Annotated in this window: 12 protein-coding genes; 4 read left to right on the top strand and 8 right to left on the bottom strand. The window is 74.2% G+C overall.

Annotation, left to right across the window (positions count from 1 at the left end; all coding sequences use genetic code 11):
* Positions 1 to 1103 (top strand): NsdA family TPR-like regulatory protein (locus tag ABD329_RS46045; RefSeq protein ID WP_344318058.1); only part of this gene is annotated, 1103 nt, incomplete at its 5' end.
* Positions 1104 to 1797: 694 nt separating this feature from the next.
* Here the strand turns inward: ABD329_RS46045 and ABD329_RS46040 are convergent.
* Positions 1798 to 2559, bottom strand: a complete 762-nt coding sequence (locus tag ABD329_RS46040) for an ArsR/SmtB family transcription factor (protein ID WP_198281978.1) — start codon at positions 2557 to 2559, stop codon at positions 1798 to 1800.
* 97 nt (positions 2560 to 2656) lie between these two features.
* Here ABD329_RS46040 and ABD329_RS46035 point away from each other — a divergent pair, with 97 nt between their 5' ends.
* Positions 2657 to 4081 (top strand): MFS transporter, encoded by a 1425-nt coding sequence (locus tag ABD329_RS46035; RefSeq protein WP_344318057.1) that lies wholly within the window; start codon positions 2657 to 2659, stop codon positions 4079 to 4081.
* Positions 4082 to 4339: 258 nt separating this feature from the next.
* On the opposite strand, the gene ABD329_RS46030 is transcribed toward ABD329_RS46035, so the two are convergent.
* Together ABD329_RS46030 and ABD329_RS46025 are read right to left on the bottom strand one after the other, a co-directional pair.
* Positions 4340 to 5671 carry an NAD(P)/FAD-dependent oxidoreductase gene (locus tag ABD329_RS46030; protein WP_198281785.1) on the bottom strand — a complete coding sequence of 444 codons (1332 nt, stop codon included), beginning with the start codon at positions 5669 to 5671 and terminating at the stop codon, positions 4340 to 4342.
* Positions 5672 to 5927: 256 nt separating this feature from the next.
* Positions 5928 to 6818: a TIGR01777 family oxidoreductase gene (locus tag ABD329_RS46025; protein WP_198281784.1), complete on the bottom strand. Its 891-nt coding sequence runs from the start codon at positions 6816 to 6818 to the stop codon at positions 5928 to 5930.
* Positions 6819 to 6885: 67 nt separating this feature from the next.
* On the opposite strand from ABD329_RS46025, the gene ABD329_RS46020 reads away from it, so the two are divergent.
* On the top strand, positions 6886 to 7434 hold the full coding sequence (locus ABD329_RS46020) for a GNAT family N-acetyltransferase (protein WP_344318055.1): 549 nt from the start codon (positions 6886 to 6888) through the stop codon (positions 7432 to 7434).
* Positions 7435 to 7540: 106 nt separating this feature from the next.
* On the opposite strand, the gene ABD329_RS46015 is transcribed toward ABD329_RS46020, so the two are convergent.
* Positions 7541 to 8059, bottom strand: a complete 519-nt coding sequence (locus ABD329_RS46015; protein WP_198281606.1) for a DUF4240 domain-containing protein — start codon at positions 8057 to 8059, stop codon at positions 7541 to 7543.
* Between the two features lie 186 nt (positions 8060 to 8245).
* Here ABD329_RS46015 and ABD329_RS46010 point away from each other — a divergent pair, with 186 nt between their 5' ends.
* The gene (locus ABD329_RS46010; protein ID WP_198281604.1) at positions 8246 to 9166 is read left to right on the top strand and encodes an SDR family oxidoreductase; all 921 of its coding nucleotides are present in this window, start codon (positions 8246 to 8248) and stop codon (positions 9164 to 9166) included.
* Between the two features lie 10 nt (positions 9167 to 9176).
* Here the strand turns inward: ABD329_RS46010 and ABD329_RS46005 are convergent, their stop codons facing one another.
* The 4 genes from ABD329_RS46005 to sucB all read right to left on the bottom strand — a co-directional run.
* Complete coding sequence (locus ABD329_RS46005; protein ID WP_198281605.1) at positions 9177 to 10142, bottom strand: helix-turn-helix transcriptional regulator; 966 nt, start codon at positions 10140 to 10142, stop codon at positions 9177 to 9179.
* Positions 10143 to 10178: 36 nt separating this feature from the next.
* Positions 10179 to 12881, bottom strand: coding sequence for a pyruvate dehydrogenase (acetyl-transferring), homodimeric type (gene aceE, locus ABD329_RS46000; RefSeq protein WP_344318053.1), 2703 nt, complete (start codon positions 12879 to 12881; stop codon positions 10179 to 10181).
* A gap of 92 nt (positions 12882 to 12973) precedes the next feature.
* Positions 12974 to 13597 (bottom strand): GntR family transcriptional regulator, encoded by a 624-nt coding sequence (locus ABD329_RS45995; RefSeq protein WP_198272938.1) that lies wholly within the window; start codon positions 13595 to 13597, stop codon positions 12974 to 12976.
* A 117-nt stretch (positions 13598 to 13714) separates the two neighbouring features.
* A partial coding sequence (gene sucB / locus ABD329_RS45990; RefSeq protein WP_344318052.1) for a 2-oxoglutarate dehydrogenase, E2 component, dihydrolipoamide succinyltransferase occupies positions 13715 to 14779 on the bottom strand: 1065 nt, incomplete at its 5' end.

The following is a 14779-nucleotide window of genomic DNA, read 5'->3' as shown; positions in this document are numbered from 1 at the left end:
CGGAGGGGGGGGGGGGGGGGGGGGGGGGGGGGGGGGGGGGGGGGGGGGGGCGGGCGGTGGCGGGGCGCGCGGTCGGTCAGGGCACCCATGGCGCTCACGGCGCCCATGGCGGCCATGGCCCGCACGGTGCCCATGGCGCGCACGGCCGGGCGCCGCTGCCCCGCCAGCGGCGCCACGACCGCGACCGGCGCGGCCCGGGCTACCGGGTGAGCTCCGGCGACATCGCGGCCCTGCGCTCGGTCGGGGAGCTGTTCGCGGCGCTGGACCAGACGTACGGCGGCGGCCACGCCCGGCAGGCCCTGGTGCGCTATCTCGAGCACGAGGGCGAGCCGATGCTGCGCGGCTCGTACAACGAGGCGACCGGGCGGCGCCTGTTCGGCGCGATCGCCGATCTGACCCGGCTGGCCGGATGGACCTCGTTCGACATCGCCGCCCACGGTCTGGCACAGCGCTACTTCGTCCAGGCGCTGCGGCTGGCGCAGGCGGCCGGGGACCGTACGTACGGCAGCTATGTGCTGGTCACGATGAGCCGCCAGGCGGTCTATCTCGGCCATGGACGGGAGGCCGTACAGCTGGCCCGGGTGGCCCAGCAGGGAGTCGGCGGCGGCGCCCCGCCGGTGCTCCAGTCGCTGCTGCACGCGATCGAGGCGCGCGGCCATGGCGTCCTGGGCGAGGTGCGCGCGTGCACCGCCTCGCTCGCCCGCGCCGAGCGGTCGCTGGAGGCGGCCCGGCCGGGGGACGAGGTGCCGTACTGGGCGCGGCTGTTCGACGAGGCGCAGCTGGCGGACGAATTCGGCCACTGTCACCGCGATCTTCAGCAGTACCGCGCCGCCGCCCAGCACGCGGAGCGCTCCCTTCAGCTGCATGGCGCGGGTTTCGCGCGCAGCCGGCTGTTCTGCCGGGTGGTGCTGGCGACGGCGCGGCTGGGCCTCGGCGAGCTGGAGCAGGCGTGCCAGCTGGGCGCGGAGGCGGCGCAGCAGGCGTCGGAGATGCGGTCGGTGCGGGCGGCGGAGTACGTACGGGACTTCGAGCGCCGCCTGGAGCCGTACCGGGACGCGGCGCCGGTACGGGGCTATCGGGAGCGGGTGGCGGCGCTGGGGTAGCGGCCTGCCCGGCGTTCAGGCGCCGGGACTTGTCGGCCGCTCCTGCGTCGGGGGCCTGCCGCTGCCCAGGCGTCGGGGGTCTGCCGCCGCTCGGGCGTCGGGGCTACCGCCGTTCGGGCGCTGGGGGCTTGTCGGCCGCTCCTGCGTCGGGGGTCTGCCGCCGCCCAGGCGTCAGGGGTCTGCCGCGCCCAGGCGTCGGGGGGCTGCCGCCGTTCGGGCGCTAGGGGCTTGTCGGCCGCTCCTGCGTCGGGGGTCTGCCGCGCCCAGGCGTCGGGGGGCTGCCGCCGCTCGGGCGCTAGGGGTTTGTCGGCCGCTCCTGCGTCGGGGGCTTGTCGGCCGCCGCCCAGGCGTCGGGGGTCTGCCGCGCCCAGGCGTCGGGGGGCTGCCGCCGTTCGGGCGCTAGGGGCTTGTCGGCCGCTCCTGCGTCGGGGGTCTGCCGCCGCCCAGGCGGCGGGGGCCTGTCGCCGCTCGGGCGCTAGGGGTTTGTCGGCCGCTCCTGCGTCGGGGGTCTGCCGCCGCCCAGGCGTCTGGGGTCTGACGCCGCTCGGGCGCTAGGGGTTTGTCGGCCGCTCCTGCGTCGGGGGCCCGCCGCGCCCAGGCGTCAGGGGCCTGTCGCCGCCGAGGGGTCAGGGGCCTGTCGCCGCCCAGACCCTAGGGGCCTGTCGCCGCTCCGGTGTCTGGGGTCTGCCGCCGTTCAGGCGTCCAGCGCGACGCCGAAGGTGCGCTCCAGGCCGGTGCGACCCGCGTCGGTCAGGTTGATCACGCGGCGGCGGCTGCCACGGCGGATCCAGTCCAGCGCGAAGAGCCGGTCCGTCAGGGCGGCTCCCAGCGCTCCGGCGAGGTGGTGGCGCTGCTCGGTCCAGTCCACGCAGTAGCGGATCAGCTGGCGGCGCCCGGCGAGCTCGTCCGCGTCCACGCCGAACGCCGCCAGCTCCGCGCGCCCCGGGGCCGTCAGCCGGTACGTGGTGTCCTTGCCCGGGGCCGAGAGCCGGTCGCCCTCCGCCGTCTCGGGGTGGAAGCGCCCGTCGCCGCCCTCCAGGACCCCGCGCTCCAGCAGCGCCGCCATCAGGGCCACCCCGAGGGCGCCCGCGACATGGTCGTAGCAGGTGCGCGCCCGGCGCAGGGCGTGTGCGTGGGTGCTCTGCCGCAGCGAGGTGACGGGCAGCGGCGGGGCGATCCTGGCCAGCGCCTCGAGCGCCTCGCCGACGGCGGGGCCGGTCAGCCGGTAGTACCGGTGCCGCCCATGCCGCTCGACCCGCACCACCCCGGCCTCCAGCAACTTGGCCAGATGCCCACTCACCGTGGACGCGCTGACCCCGGCCTCACTCGCCAGCACGCTGGCGGGCAGCGCACGCCCCTCCAGCAGCGCCCGCAGAACGCGGGCGCGGGACGGGTCGGCGATCGCCGCGGCCGCGCGAGCGATGTCGGCGTCACGGGCATCCGTGGTGGTGGCCATGGTTCCAGCGTAGGGCGGGGTCGCTTCGGCGACGGCCGAAGTGTGGGCGCGCCATGGTTCGGCCGGCACCGAAGGGATCAGGAGTGAGGCTGGAGGCATGAGGACGTACCGCTCCACACACCGGCCTCCGCGCTCCTCGGACCCGCCCGTGGCGGGTGCCGTGCGGAAGGGCCCGCTGCTCGCCATCTGCCTGGGCTACTTCCTGGTCATCCTCGACGTCACCGTCGTCAATGTGGCCGTGCCCCGCATCGGGGCCGGGCTGGGGGCCGGGCAGGCGGCGCTCCAGTGGATCGTGGACGGCTACACGCTCGTCTTCGCCGGGCTGCTGCTGCTCTGCGGTGGGCTGGGGGACCGGCTGGGCCATCGGCGGGTGTTCCTCGCCGGGCTCGGGCTGTTCACGGTGGCCTCCGCCGCGTGCGCGCTCGCGCCCGGCGCCGGCTTTCTGGTCGGCGCGCGGCTGGCGCAGGGGGCCGGGGCGGCGACCATGGTGCCCGCCTCGCTCGCGCTGCTCGGGGCGCTGCACCCCGAACCCGGTGCGCGGGCCCGGGCGTTCGGGGTGTGGGGCGGGATCGCGGGGGTCGCCGCCGCGGCCGGTCCGGTGCTCGGTGGAGTGCTGGTGTGGGGCGTGGGGTGGCGGACCGTGTTCCTCGTCAACATCCCGCTCGGCGCGCTCGCCATCTGGCTCACCGCCCGCCATGTGCCCGCCACCCGCCCGCGCGGCGAGCGTCCGCCACTGGACCTCGTCGCCCAGCTCACCGGCGTCGGCGCGGTGGCCGCCCTGACGGCCGGGCTGAACGAGGCGGGCGGGCGCGGCTGGACCGATCCGCTGGTGCTCGGCGCGCTGGCGGCCGCGCCGCTCGCGGGGGCGCTGTTCCTGTGGCTGGAGCGGCGTGCGGCGGCGCCCGCGCTGCCGCCCCGCCTGCTGACCGGTTTCCGGTTCCCGGCCGCGCTGGCCGTGGGGGTGCTGCTCAACCTCGGCTTCTACGGGCTGCTCTTCCTCACCACCCTCTACTTCCAGCGCCACCGGGGCTGGGACCCGCTCGCCACCGGTCTGGCGCTGCTGCCGATGGGCGCGCTGGTGGCGGCCGCCTCGCCGCTGTCCGGGCGGGTCGCGGCGCGCGTCGGCACCCATATCCCGGCCGTGGCCGGGCTGCTGACCGGGGCCGTGGGGCTGCTCGGCTGGGCGGCCGTGGGACCGCACACGCCGTACGCGCTGCTGGTCGTGCCGCTGCTGCTGACCGGGTTCGGCACCTCGTTCACCATGCCGTCGGCGACGATCGCCGCGATGGAGGCCGCGCCGCACGAGGTGCGCGGCGCGGCGTCGGGGGCGTTCAACGCGGCGCGGCAGCTGGGCAGCGCCATCGGCGTGGCCCTGTTCGGAACCCTCGCGGCGGCGTCCGCGAGCTCCGCCTTCTACGCCGGGATGCGGCTGTCCGCCGTGATCGCGGCCGGATGCTTCGTATGCGGCGCGATCCTGGCGGCCCTGTCCGGGCCCGCCGCCCGCACCACGGATGCGTCTTGACGCGCAGACACGGCGGGTTGGTCCTGCTGAGCACCCACGGGCGTGCCGCAGGTGCCACGGCGGGATGGGCCGGTGCCGGAACTCGGGCCGGGCCCGGCCCTTGGCGGGGACCGAGGCCGGGCGCGCCGTGCGGGCGCGAGCCGGAGCCCCCGCGGGCGCACCGTGCGGGGCAGGCCGCCACGGCGCGTGCCGGTCTTCCCCGGCCGCGGGCCGTAACGAGAGCCTGACCCCGGCGGTGAGCCCCGCGAGGACCTCGCGTCAGGCCGCCGCCGCGGGCAGGGTGCCCGGGTTCGTGTCGGAGCCCGAGTCCGGTGGGGCGCCGAAGTCGCTGAGGACGGCTCGGGCGGCTCGGCGGCCGGAGGCCAGGGCGCCCTGGACCGTGCTGGAGTCGCGGTGGTCGCCGCAGACGTACAGCCCGGACAGCAGCCGCACCGGGCGGCGCGGGTCGTGGGGTGCGGGCATGGCCGGGACGGCGTACGGGTCGTGGTGGGCGGCCAGCAGCTCCCAGTCCGCCGTCGACGTCCCGTACACCGCCGCCAGTTGGGCCCGGACGGCCCGGTCGAGCTCGGCGGTCGGCAGCGCGGCGGAGGTGCCCAGCACCGTGGAGGTGATCAGCACCCGGCCGGGCGGGGTGCGCGAGGGGTCCACCTCGCTGGCCACCATGGTGTGGGCGACCGGGCCCCCGCCACTCGCCGCGAGGATCAGCGCGGGCTCGCGCAGCGGCGGCCGGTCGGCGGTGTGGTGCACCACCGTGACCGGGTGGAAGGCCGGTACCCGCAGCCCGGGCAGCAGCCCGGCCGCGTCGTGCGCCCCGGTGGCCACCAGCACCGCGCGGCAGCCGAACTCGCCGTGTTCGGCGGTGGCCACGGCGGTGGTGGAGGCCGATACGGCCCGGACGCCCGTACGGACCGTCCCCGGCGGCAGCGCGGCCGCGAGCAGTTCGGGGACGGTGGACGCGCCGCCCGCCGGGAGGCAGAGGCGGCCGCGTGCGTAACCGCGCAGCGCCAGGTCGGCGCAGCGGCTGGAAGTGGTGAGGTCCGGGTCGCTCAGCAGTGAGACGAGCAGCGGACGCAGCACCCCCTCGACCGTACGAGCAGGTAGGCCCCGCCCCCCCAGGGTCTCGGAGACCGGCCGGTCGGGGCGGGCGAGCAGGCGGTCCGCGGGCAGGGCGGCGAGTCTGCCGAGCGCGGCACCGAGTCGGGCCTGATCGAGCCCGCTGCCGAGCGGCGCGCGGGCGGCGTTCGCGAGGGCGCGTGCCGTGGTGAATGCGCCCCTCATGCTCCGGGGCGTGTCCACCCGGTGCGTACGGCCCTCGCTGTGGACCAGCACCCCCTGGGCGAAGGGGCGCAGGGCGAGGGCGCCGAGCCCCGGAGTGCGCCGCAACTCCGGGAACGAGGTGTTCATCAGATGGCCGGTGCGGTCCAGCCGGAAGCCCTCCATGGTCTCGGTGGTCATCCGTCCGCCCACGTGGGGCGCGGCCTCGAGCACCGTGACCGGGACTCCCGCGCCGGTCAGCCGATGGGCCGCGGCCAGCCCCGCGAGCCCGGCGCCGACGATGACGACGTCCGTGCGGTGCGCGCGCTTGAGCACGTGTCCTCCCCGAGGTCGGTGCGTCCGTCATGGGGGCTGCTGCCCCGACCGGCGGTCCGGATGCGTGGGTCCCGCGAGACGGCTCGGCGAGACGGTCTTGACAGTACGGACAAAAACGGTCGATGCCAGACGCGCATCGACCGGGCACGGGCGCACACCGGTCGCACACCAGTCGCAGACCGCCGTCGAAGGGTCCACGACCGGGGGAGGAGAGAGCGCGGAGGAGAGCGGAGGGGGCGCGGAGCGCCCAACTCCCTTACCCGAGCGCCGCCTTGATCGCCTCTTCCACATGCGGGCAGGCGAAGGTGAAGCCGGAGTCCAGGAGGCGGCGGGGAACGGCCCGGACGCTGCCGAGGACGTCCCCCGACATCTCGCCCAGGGCGACCCGCAGCGCGGGCGCGGGCACCGAGAGGAGCGTGGGGCGGCCCAGCACCCGGCCCATGGCGGCCGTGATCTCGCGGTTGGTCACCGGTGTCGGCGCGGTGAGGTTGACCGGCCCGGTGAGCTCGGGCGTGTCGAGGATATGGCGCAGCGCGGCGACATGGTCCCGCAGCGCGATGAAGCTCCAGTACTGCCGGCCGCTGCCCATCCGCCCGCCGAGCCCCAGCTTGAACAGGGGGAAGAGCTTCCCCCACGCCCCGCCCTCGGCGGAGACCACCAGACCGGTCCGGGCGAAGACCGTACGGACGCCCGCCTCCTGCGCCGCGGTCGCCGCCTCCTCCCAGTCCTGGCAGAGATCCGGAAGGAAACCGTGGCCAGGGGACGCACTCTCATCGACCGCGCGCTCCCCGGTGTCACCGTAGAACCCCACCGCGCTCCCGCTCACCAGCACCCGCGGCGGGGTGTCCAGCGAGGCGATCGCCTCGGCGATGGCGGCGGTGCCCAGCACCCGGCTGTCCCGGATCTCCTTCTTGTACGCGTCGGTCCAGCGCCGGTCGCCGACGCCCGCGCCCGCGAGATGGACCACGGCCGCACAGCCCATCAGCCCGCAGGTGTCCACCCATTGCCGCCGCGGGTCCCACTCCACCTCGTCCTCCGCGCGCGAGGGACGCCGCACCAGACGCACCACCTGGTGGCCGTCCTCGCGCAGCGAGCGGACGAGTGCCGTGCCGATGAGCCCGGAGGAACCGGTGACCGCGATACGCATGGCCCCATCCTGCCCTCGATCACGGGAGGGATGTCGGACAACGGGTGGGCGTGGCACAGTGATCCGCATGCCCCAGCCCTACGACCTGCCCCGACCGTCCCCACCACCCGGTCGGGCCGAGCGGCCCGAGCTGATCATCCGACCCGCCGTGCTCGCCGACGACACGGCGCTGGCCGATCTCGACCGCCGTACCTGGTCGCCCCTGCACGCCGTACAGCCGAAGCCCCAACCGCCGTACGACCCCTTCTTCACCCTCCACAACCGCGTCGAGCACATCCTCGTGGCCGAGCTCGCCGGGTCTCCCGTCGGCTACCTACGGCTTGTGCCGCCGACCCCGCTGGCCTGCAACGCCCATGTCCGCCAGATCCAGGGGCTCGCGGTGGACGAGCGGGTGCGGGGGAGGGGCGTGGCGCGGGCGCTGCTCGGCGCCGCGTACCAGGAGGCGCGACGGCAGGGCGCGACCCGTATGACCCTGCGGGTGCTGGGCCACAACACGCCCGCTCGGCGGCTGTACGCGTCGGAGGGGTTCGCGGTGGAGGGCGTGCTGCCGGGGGAGTTCCTGCTGGAGGGGGAGTACGTGGACGATGTGATGATGGGGCGCCCGCTGGACGGCTGAGGCGCGAGCCCCGGGCAACCGGGCAGCCAGGCGACCGGGTAGCCAGGCGACCAGGCAGTCAGGCGACCAGGCAGTCAGGCGACCGGGCAGTCAGGCGACCGGGCAGTCAGGCCCTGAACCGCTCCCACAGCCGCGGATACCGCTCCGCCAGCACCGCCTCGCTCTCGAAGTCGAGGGGCTCCCCGATCGGTTCCCGGGGCGTGGGCGAGAGCCCCAGCTCCGGCAGGGGCGCACCGGTCAGCCGCTCGTACGCCTCGTCCGCCGCGTACCCCAGGTCCTCGCAGTCGCCGTCCACCTGCTCGTCGAAGTCCTCGAGCAGATCGGCGAGCGCGTCCGGATCGTGCAGCGCGCCCTCGAAGATCTCCCGGCCCTGGCCGATCAGCCAGTAGCGGAACGCCTCGAAGGCGTCGTCGCTGACCCCGCCGAGCAGCACCCAGGCGGCGCCCCACACATCCCAGCGGTACGCCCGGTTGGAGCGGGCCTCGAAGTGCCGGGCGAAGTCCAGCACCGCGTCGGGGTCGAGCTGTGACAGCTGCTCGACGAGCAGGTCGGACTGGTCCTCGGGGTCGCCGTCCGCGGCCTCCCGAGCGCTGTCGACCAGCCCCCAGAACTCCGTCTCGTCCATCATCACGGGACCAGGATCGGCCCTCCCGCGCAGCCCCGCACGCGGAACGTGCCGGATGCGGATGCCGCGCAATACCGGACAGCGGATGTCGGGTATCCCTGCGAAGGTCGACCCGTGGCCGACCGGGCCGACCCGGGCCGACCACGTCACCCAACACGGCATTCACACCGAGAGGACGTATTGGACGTGAGCACACAGGGCGCACTGGCGGGCCGGGTCGCGCTCGTCGCGGGGGCGACGCGCGGCGCGGGCCGGGCGATGGCCGTCGAGCTGGGGGCGGCCGGGGCCACCGTCTACGCGACGGGGCGCACCACCCGGGATCGGATCAGCGAGGTGGGGCGGGCCACCGAGACCATCGAGCAGACGGCGGAGCTGATCACGGCCGCGGGCGGCACGGGCATCGCGGTGCCGACGGACCACCTCGAGCCCGAGCAGGTCCGGGCGCTGGTGGAGCGGATCGACCGGGAGCAGGGCCGGTTGGACGTCCTGGTCAACGACGTATGGGGCGGTGAGGCCCTGATCGAGTTCGGCAAGAAGAGCTGGGAGACGAGCCTGGCGGGCGGGCTGCGGATGCTCCGGCTCGGCGTCGAGACCCACCTGATCACCAGCTACTACGCGCTGCCGCTGCTGATCCGGCACCCGGGCGGGCTGGTGGTCGAGGTGACCGACGGCAACGCGGAGTTCAACAGGACCTACCGCGAGAACCTCTTCTACGACCTCGCCAAGAACGCCCCGATCCGCACCGCCTTCGGGCTCGCGGAGGAGCTGAAGGAGTTCGACGCCACGGCGGTCAGCGTCTCGCCGGGCTTTCTGCGCTCCGAGCAGATGCTGGACCACTTCGGGGTGACGGAGGAGAACTGGCGGGACGCGGTGGAGAACGAGCCGCACTTCGCCATCGCCGAGTCACCGCACTTCGTCGGGCGCGCGGTCGCCGCGCTCGCCGCCGACCCGGACCGGGCGCGGTGGAACGGCGAGTCCGTCTTCAGCGGGGAGCTGGCCAAGGTCTACGGCTTCACCGATCTGGACGGCTCGCGGCCGGATGTCTTCGGATACTTCCGGGACGTCGTCTTCGGCGGTAAGGAGGGCACGGCGGCCGACTACCGGTGACACCGCACGGTCACCGGTACAGCTCCGCCGTACGGCGCGCCGCCTCCACGAAGAGCTCGCGCAGCTCCGGCGGCCCCAGCACCTCCGCGTCCGGGCCGAGCCCGAGCAGCTGGGCGAGTGCGACCTCGTACGACTCGACGGGCAGGGTGACGGTGAGCCGCCCCTGCCCGTCGGGCTCCCCGGCCTCGCGTACGGCCTCCTCGGCCGCCACCCGGTCCGTGACGTGCGGCAGCCGCCGGGCCCCGGCCGGGGTCAGCCGTACGACGGCCCGCTCCCGCAGGATCGAGCGGGCGAACTGCTCGGCCCGCTCCGCCCAGAAGGCGGGCAGGTCGAACTCCCCGTCCCGGGCGAAGCGGGCGCCGGTCGGTTCCACGGCGGCGAAACGATCCACCCGGTACACCCGGAAGCCGCCCTCCGCACGGGCCGCGAGATACCAGACGCCCGCCTTGAGCACGAGCCCGTACGGCTCCAGCTCCCGCCTGACCTCCGCGTCCCGGCGCCGGTAGCGGACCGCGATCCGCAGATCGTCCCAGACCGCGTCGGCGATGCCCGGCAGCAGCTCCGGCGCCTCCGGCTCCCGCCACCAGCCCGGGGCGTCGAGGTGGAACCGCTGGGCCACCGTGTGGGAGGCGTCCCGCAGCTCCGGGAGCAGTGCGGCGGACACCTTCAGCCGGGCGGCGGAGGCGGCGTCCGCGAGCCCCATCTCGCGCAGCGCGGACGGCACACCGGACAGGAACAGCGCCTCGGCCTCGGTCCGCCCGAGGCCGGTCAGCCGGGTGCGGTAGCCCCCGATGAGCCGGTAGCCCCCGGCCCGGCCCCGGTCCGCGTAGACCGGAATCCCCGCCTCGGACAGCGCGGCGGCGTCCCGCGTCACGGTCCGCTCGGAAACCTCCAGCTCCCGCGCCAGCTCGGCCCCCGTGATCGAGGGCCGAGCCTGGAGCAGAAGCACCATCTTGATGAGCCGGGCAGCACGCACGGCCCCATGATGCCGTGCCCTCCGGGGACGCTGCCGTCAGATGCCGTACCGCTCCGCCGCCTCCTTGGGGGCCGTGGCGCGGACCGCACCCTGGCGGGCGAGGCGGGACAGGGCGGCCATCACGATGGCCGGGGCGTCCACGCCGAAGTGGCGGCGGGCGGCCTCGCGGGTGTCGGAGAGGCCGAAGCCGTCCGTGCCCAGCGAGTACCAGTCCTGCTCGACCCACTGGCTGATCTGATCGGGGACGGCACGCATCCAGTCGCTGACGGCGAGGACCGGGCCCGGTGCGCCTGCCAGGGCACGGGTGACGTACGGGACCCGGTCTTCGCCCTTGAGCTGCGCCGCGTCACAGGACAGGGCGTCGCGGCGCAGCTCGCTCCAGGAGGTGGCGGACCACACGTCGGCGGCCACGCCCCAGTCGTCGGCGAGGAGTTTCTGGGCCTCCAGCGCCCAGTGGACGGCGGTGCCGGAGGCGAGGAGCTGGATACGGGGGGAGTCCTCGGCCGGGGCCGTGGCCTCCTTGTAGCGGTACAGGCCCTTGAGGATGCCCTCCTCGACGCCTTCGCCCTCAGGGATCGCAGGCTGGACCTTGGGCTCGTTGTAGACCGTCAGGTAGTAGAAGACGTCCTCGGCCTCGGGGCCGTACATCCGCCGCAGACCCTCCCGCACGATCGCGCCCACCTCGTAGGCGAACGCCGGGTCGTAGGTGAGCGCCGCCGGGTTGGTGGAGGCGATCAGCGGGGAGTGGCCGTCGGCGTGCTGGAGGCCCTCGCCGGTCATCGTCGTACGGCCGGCGGTGGCGCCGATGAGGAAGCCGCGGCCGAGCTGGTCGGCCAGCGCCCACATCTGGTCGGCGGTGCGCTGCCAGCCGAACATCGAGTAGAAGATGTAGAAGGGGATCATCGGCTCGCCGTGGGTCGCGTACGACGTCGCGGCGGCGGTGAAGTCGGCCATCGAACCGGCCTCGGTGATCCCCTCGTTGAGGATCTGACCGTTCTGCGCTTCCTTGTAGTACAGGAGCTGATCACGGTCGACCGGGTCGTAGGTCTGGCCGAGCGGGGAGTAGATCCCTGCGGTGGGGAAGAGCGACTCCATGCCGAAGGTCCGCGCCTCGTCCGGCACGATCGGCACCCAGCGCTTCCCGGTCTCCTTGTCCCGCATCAGGTCCTTGACCAGCCGGACGAAGGCCATGGTGGTGGCGATCTCCTGGCTGCCGGAGCCCTTGGCGAGCGCCTCGAACGGCTTCGCGGACGGCTCGGGCAGGGCCACCGCGTGGACCTTGCGGGCCGGGGCGGGGCCGCCGAGGGCCGCGCGGCGCTCCTGGAGGTAGCGGACCTCGGGGGAGTCGGGGCCGGGGTGGACGTAGGGGACGAGGCCGTCGTCCAGCTTGCTGTCCGGGATGGGGAGTTCGAGGAGGTCCCGCATGGCGCGGAACTCCTTGCCCGTCAGCTTCTTCATCTGGTGGTTGGCGTTGCGCGACTCGAAGCCGGGCCCCAGCGTCCAGCCCTTGACGGTCTGGGCGAGTACGACGGTCGGGGCGCCCTTGTGCTCCACGGCCGCGCGGTAGGCCGCGTACACCTTGCGGGGCTCATGGCCCGCGCGCGAGGTGTGGAAGCACTCGGTGAGCTTGGCGTCGGTGAGCCCCTGCGCCAGCCGGGCCAGCTCCGGCTCGGCCCCGAAGAAGTGCTCACGGATGTAGGCCGCGTCGCGGGTCGCGTACGTCTGGAACTGGCCGTCCGGGACCTCGCGCAGCCGGCGGGCCAGCGCGCCCGAGGTGTCCAGCGCGAACAGCTCGTCCCAGGCGGAGCCCCACAGCGACTTGACCACGTTCCAGCCCGCCGCGCGGAACTGGGCCTCCAGCTCCTGCACGATCTTGAAGTTGGCCCGCACCGGGCCGTCGAGGCGCTGGAGGTTGCAGTTGATGACGAAGGTGAGGTTGTCCAGGCCCTCGCGCCCCGCCAGGGCGAGCGCGGCCGTCGACTCCGGCTCGTCCATCTCGCCGTCGCCGAGGAACGCCCATACGTGGGAGTTCGCGGTGTCCTTGATGCCGCGCGCCGCCAGATAGCGGTTGAAGCGGGCCTGGTAGATCGCGGAGATCGGGCCGAGCCCCATCGAGACGGTGGGGAACTCCCACAGCCACGGCAGCCGGCGCGGATGCGGATAGGACGGCAGACCGTCGCCACCCGCCTCGCGGCGGAAGTGGTCCAGGTGGTGCTCGGTCAGCCGCCCGTCGAGGAACGCGCGGGCGTAGATGCCGGGGGAGGCGTGGCCCTGGATGTAGAGCTGGTCACCGGACCCTCCCCCAGTCTTCGACCGGGAGGTGCCCCCTGCCTCCTTGCCCCGGAAGAAGTGCTGGAAGCCCGTCTCGTAGAGCCAGGCGGCGGAGGCGAAGGTGGCGATGTGACCGCCGAGGCCGTCACGGCTGCCGCGGGTGACCATCGCCGCCGCGTTCCACCGGTTCCAGGCGGTGATGCGGTGCTCCATGGCCTCGTCGCCCGGGAACGCGGGCTCGGCGGCGGTCGGAATGGTGTTGAGGTAGTCCGACTCCAGCAGGGGCGGCAGCGCGAGCCCGGCGCTCTCGGCGCGCTCCAGGGTGCGGCGCATGAGGTACGAGGCGCGGTGCGACCCGGCGGCCCGGGTGACCGCGTCCAGGGAGGCGCCCCACTCGGCGGTCTCCTCGGGGTCACGGTCGGGGAGCTGGTCGAGCGCACTCGGCTGCGTGCGTGCGAGATCGGTCATGGAAGTAACGGTAAGACTGATCGATGATCGATCAAAGCGCTGCCAAGGAAAAAGTGCTCCGTAAGCCGAAATTGGCATTCCGTGCCGCGAAACTAGGCACGCGGTGCACAGCCGAGCACATGCTCCTTGACCAGTTCGCCGACCCGTGGGTCCCGCCGCCTGAAGGCGTCCACCACCGCCTGGTGCTCCTCGGCGTACGACTGCTGGACGGTGCCCAGCCAGCGGATCGACAGCGTCGTCCAGATCTCGATGCCCAGCGACTCCCAGGTGTGCAGCAGCACGCTGTTGCCCGACGCCCGCACCAGCTCCCGGTGGAACGCCACGGTGTGCCGGACCTGCGCCTCCCCGTCGGCCGTGCGGTCCGCCTCGTACAGCGCCCGCACTTCGGGCTCCAGCGCTGAGGTGTCCTCCGCCAGCACGGGCGCGGCCAGCTCCGCCGCGATCTGCTCGAGCCCGGCCCGCACCGGATAGATCTCCTCCAGGTCGGCGGCGGTCAGATTCCGCACCCGGACGCCCTTGTTCGGCGCCGACTCGATCAGCCGCAGCGACTCCAGCTCCCGCAGCGCCTCCCGTACGGGCGTCTGGCTGACCTCGAGCTCCGTGGCGATCCGGCGCTCCACGATCCGCTCGCCCGGCTTCCAGCGGCCGCTGACGATGCCCTCCACGATGTGCTCGCGGATCTGCTCGCGCAGCGAGTGGACGACGGGCGCGGCCATGGGGGACTCCTTAGAACCAGCGGTGAACAGCTGCCATTATCCCGGCACCGCGGTAATGAAAACCGCGCCCCGCACGGGAAGCCCGTGCGGGGCGCGGCAGGGAAACCGAGGTGCGGATCAGAGCCCGAGGTCCACCTCGAACTCGCCGGCCTCCAGGATCTCCTTGACCGCCGTCAGGTAACGGGCCGCGTCGGCACCGTCCACCAGGCGGTGGTCGTAGGAGAGCGCCACGTAGGTCATGTCGCGCACCGCGATGGTCTCGCCCAGCTCCGGGTGGTCGATGACCACCGGGCGCTTGACGGTCGCGCCGATGCCCAGGATGGCGACCTGGTTCGGGGGCACGATGATCGTGTCGAACAGCGCACCGCGCGAGCCGGTGTTGCTGATCGTGAAGGTGGCGCCGGACACCTCGTCCGGGGTGATCTTGTTGGAGCGGACCTTGCCCGCCAGCTCCGCCGTCTTCTTGGACAGACCGGCGATGTTGAGGTCGCCGGCGTTCTTGATGACCGGGGTCATCAGGCCCTTCTCGGCGTCCACCGCGATACCGACGTTCTCCACGTCGAAGTACGTGATGGTGTTGTCGTCCTCGTTGATCCGGGCGTTGATGGCCGGGTGGGCCTTCAGCGCCTGGACGGCGGCCTTCACGAAGAACGGCATCGGAGAGAGCTTGACGCCCTCGCGCTGGGCGAACGCCTCCTTGGCCCGGGCGCGCAGCCGCATGACCTTGGTGACGTCCACCTCGACCACGCTGGTCAGCTGGGCCTGGCTGTGCAGGGCCTTCATCATGTTGTCGCCGATGACCTTGCGCATCCGCGGCATCTTGATGGTCTGGCCGCGCAGCGGGGACACCTCCTGCGGGGCGGCCTTCGGCGCGGCGGCGGCCGGCGCCTGGGCCTGGGCGGCCTTGGCGGCCTCCGCGGCGGCGATGACGTCCTGCTTGCGGATGCGGCCGCCGACGCCGGTGCCCTTGACCGTGGACAGGTCCACGTTGTTCTCGGCGGCGAGCTTGCGCACCAGCGGGGTGACGTAGGCGCCCTCGGCCTCGGGGGCCGCGGGAGCCGGGATGGTGGCGGCCGGAGCCGGCGCGGGCGCCGGAGCGGCCGGGACCGGCTCGGGGGCGACCGGCTCCGGGGTGACGGCCTGCGGCGCCGGGGCGCTCGGGGCCTGCGGGGCCGGGGCGGG

It is taken from the genome of Streptomyces javensis, assembly GCF_039525925.1.
Lineage (GTDB): Bacteria > Actinomycetota > Actinomycetes > Streptomycetales > Streptomycetaceae > Streptomyces > Streptomyces asiaticus.
The sequence above is the reverse complement of the archived record's forward strand: the minus strand, read 5'-3'. Positions and strand labels throughout refer to the sequence as shown.

What these genes read in the sequence shown, in the direction of transcription:
- aceE (WP_344318053.1), bottom strand. Translation starts at nt 12,881, where the DNA reads ATGACCGATCTCGCACGCACGCAGCCGAGTGCGCTCGACCAGCTCCCC.
- ABD329_RS46015 (WP_198281606.1), bottom strand. Translation starts at nt 8,059, where the DNA reads ATGGACGAGACGGAGTTCTGGGGGCTGGTCGACAGCGCTCGGGAGGCC.
- ABD329_RS46020 (WP_344318055.1), top strand. Translation starts at nt 6,886, where the DNA reads ATGCCCCAGCCCTACGACCTGCCCCGACCGTCCCCACCACCCGGTCGG.
- ABD329_RS46025 (WP_198281784.1), bottom strand. Translation starts at nt 6,818, where the DNA reads ATGCGTATCGCGGTCACCGGTTCCTCCGGGCTCATCGGCACGGCACTC.
- ABD329_RS46040 (WP_198281978.1), bottom strand. Translation starts at nt 2,559, where the DNA reads ATGGCCACCACCACGGATGCCCGTGACGCCGACATCGCTCGCGCGGCC.
- ABD329_RS45995 (WP_198272938.1), bottom strand. Translation starts at nt 13,597, where the DNA reads ATGGCCGCGCCCGTCGTCCACTCGCTGCGCGAGCAGATCCGCGAGCAC.
- ABD329_RS46035 (WP_344318057.1), top strand. Translation starts at nt 2,657, where the DNA reads ATGAGGACGTACCGCTCCACACACCGGCCTCCGCGCTCCTCGGACCCG.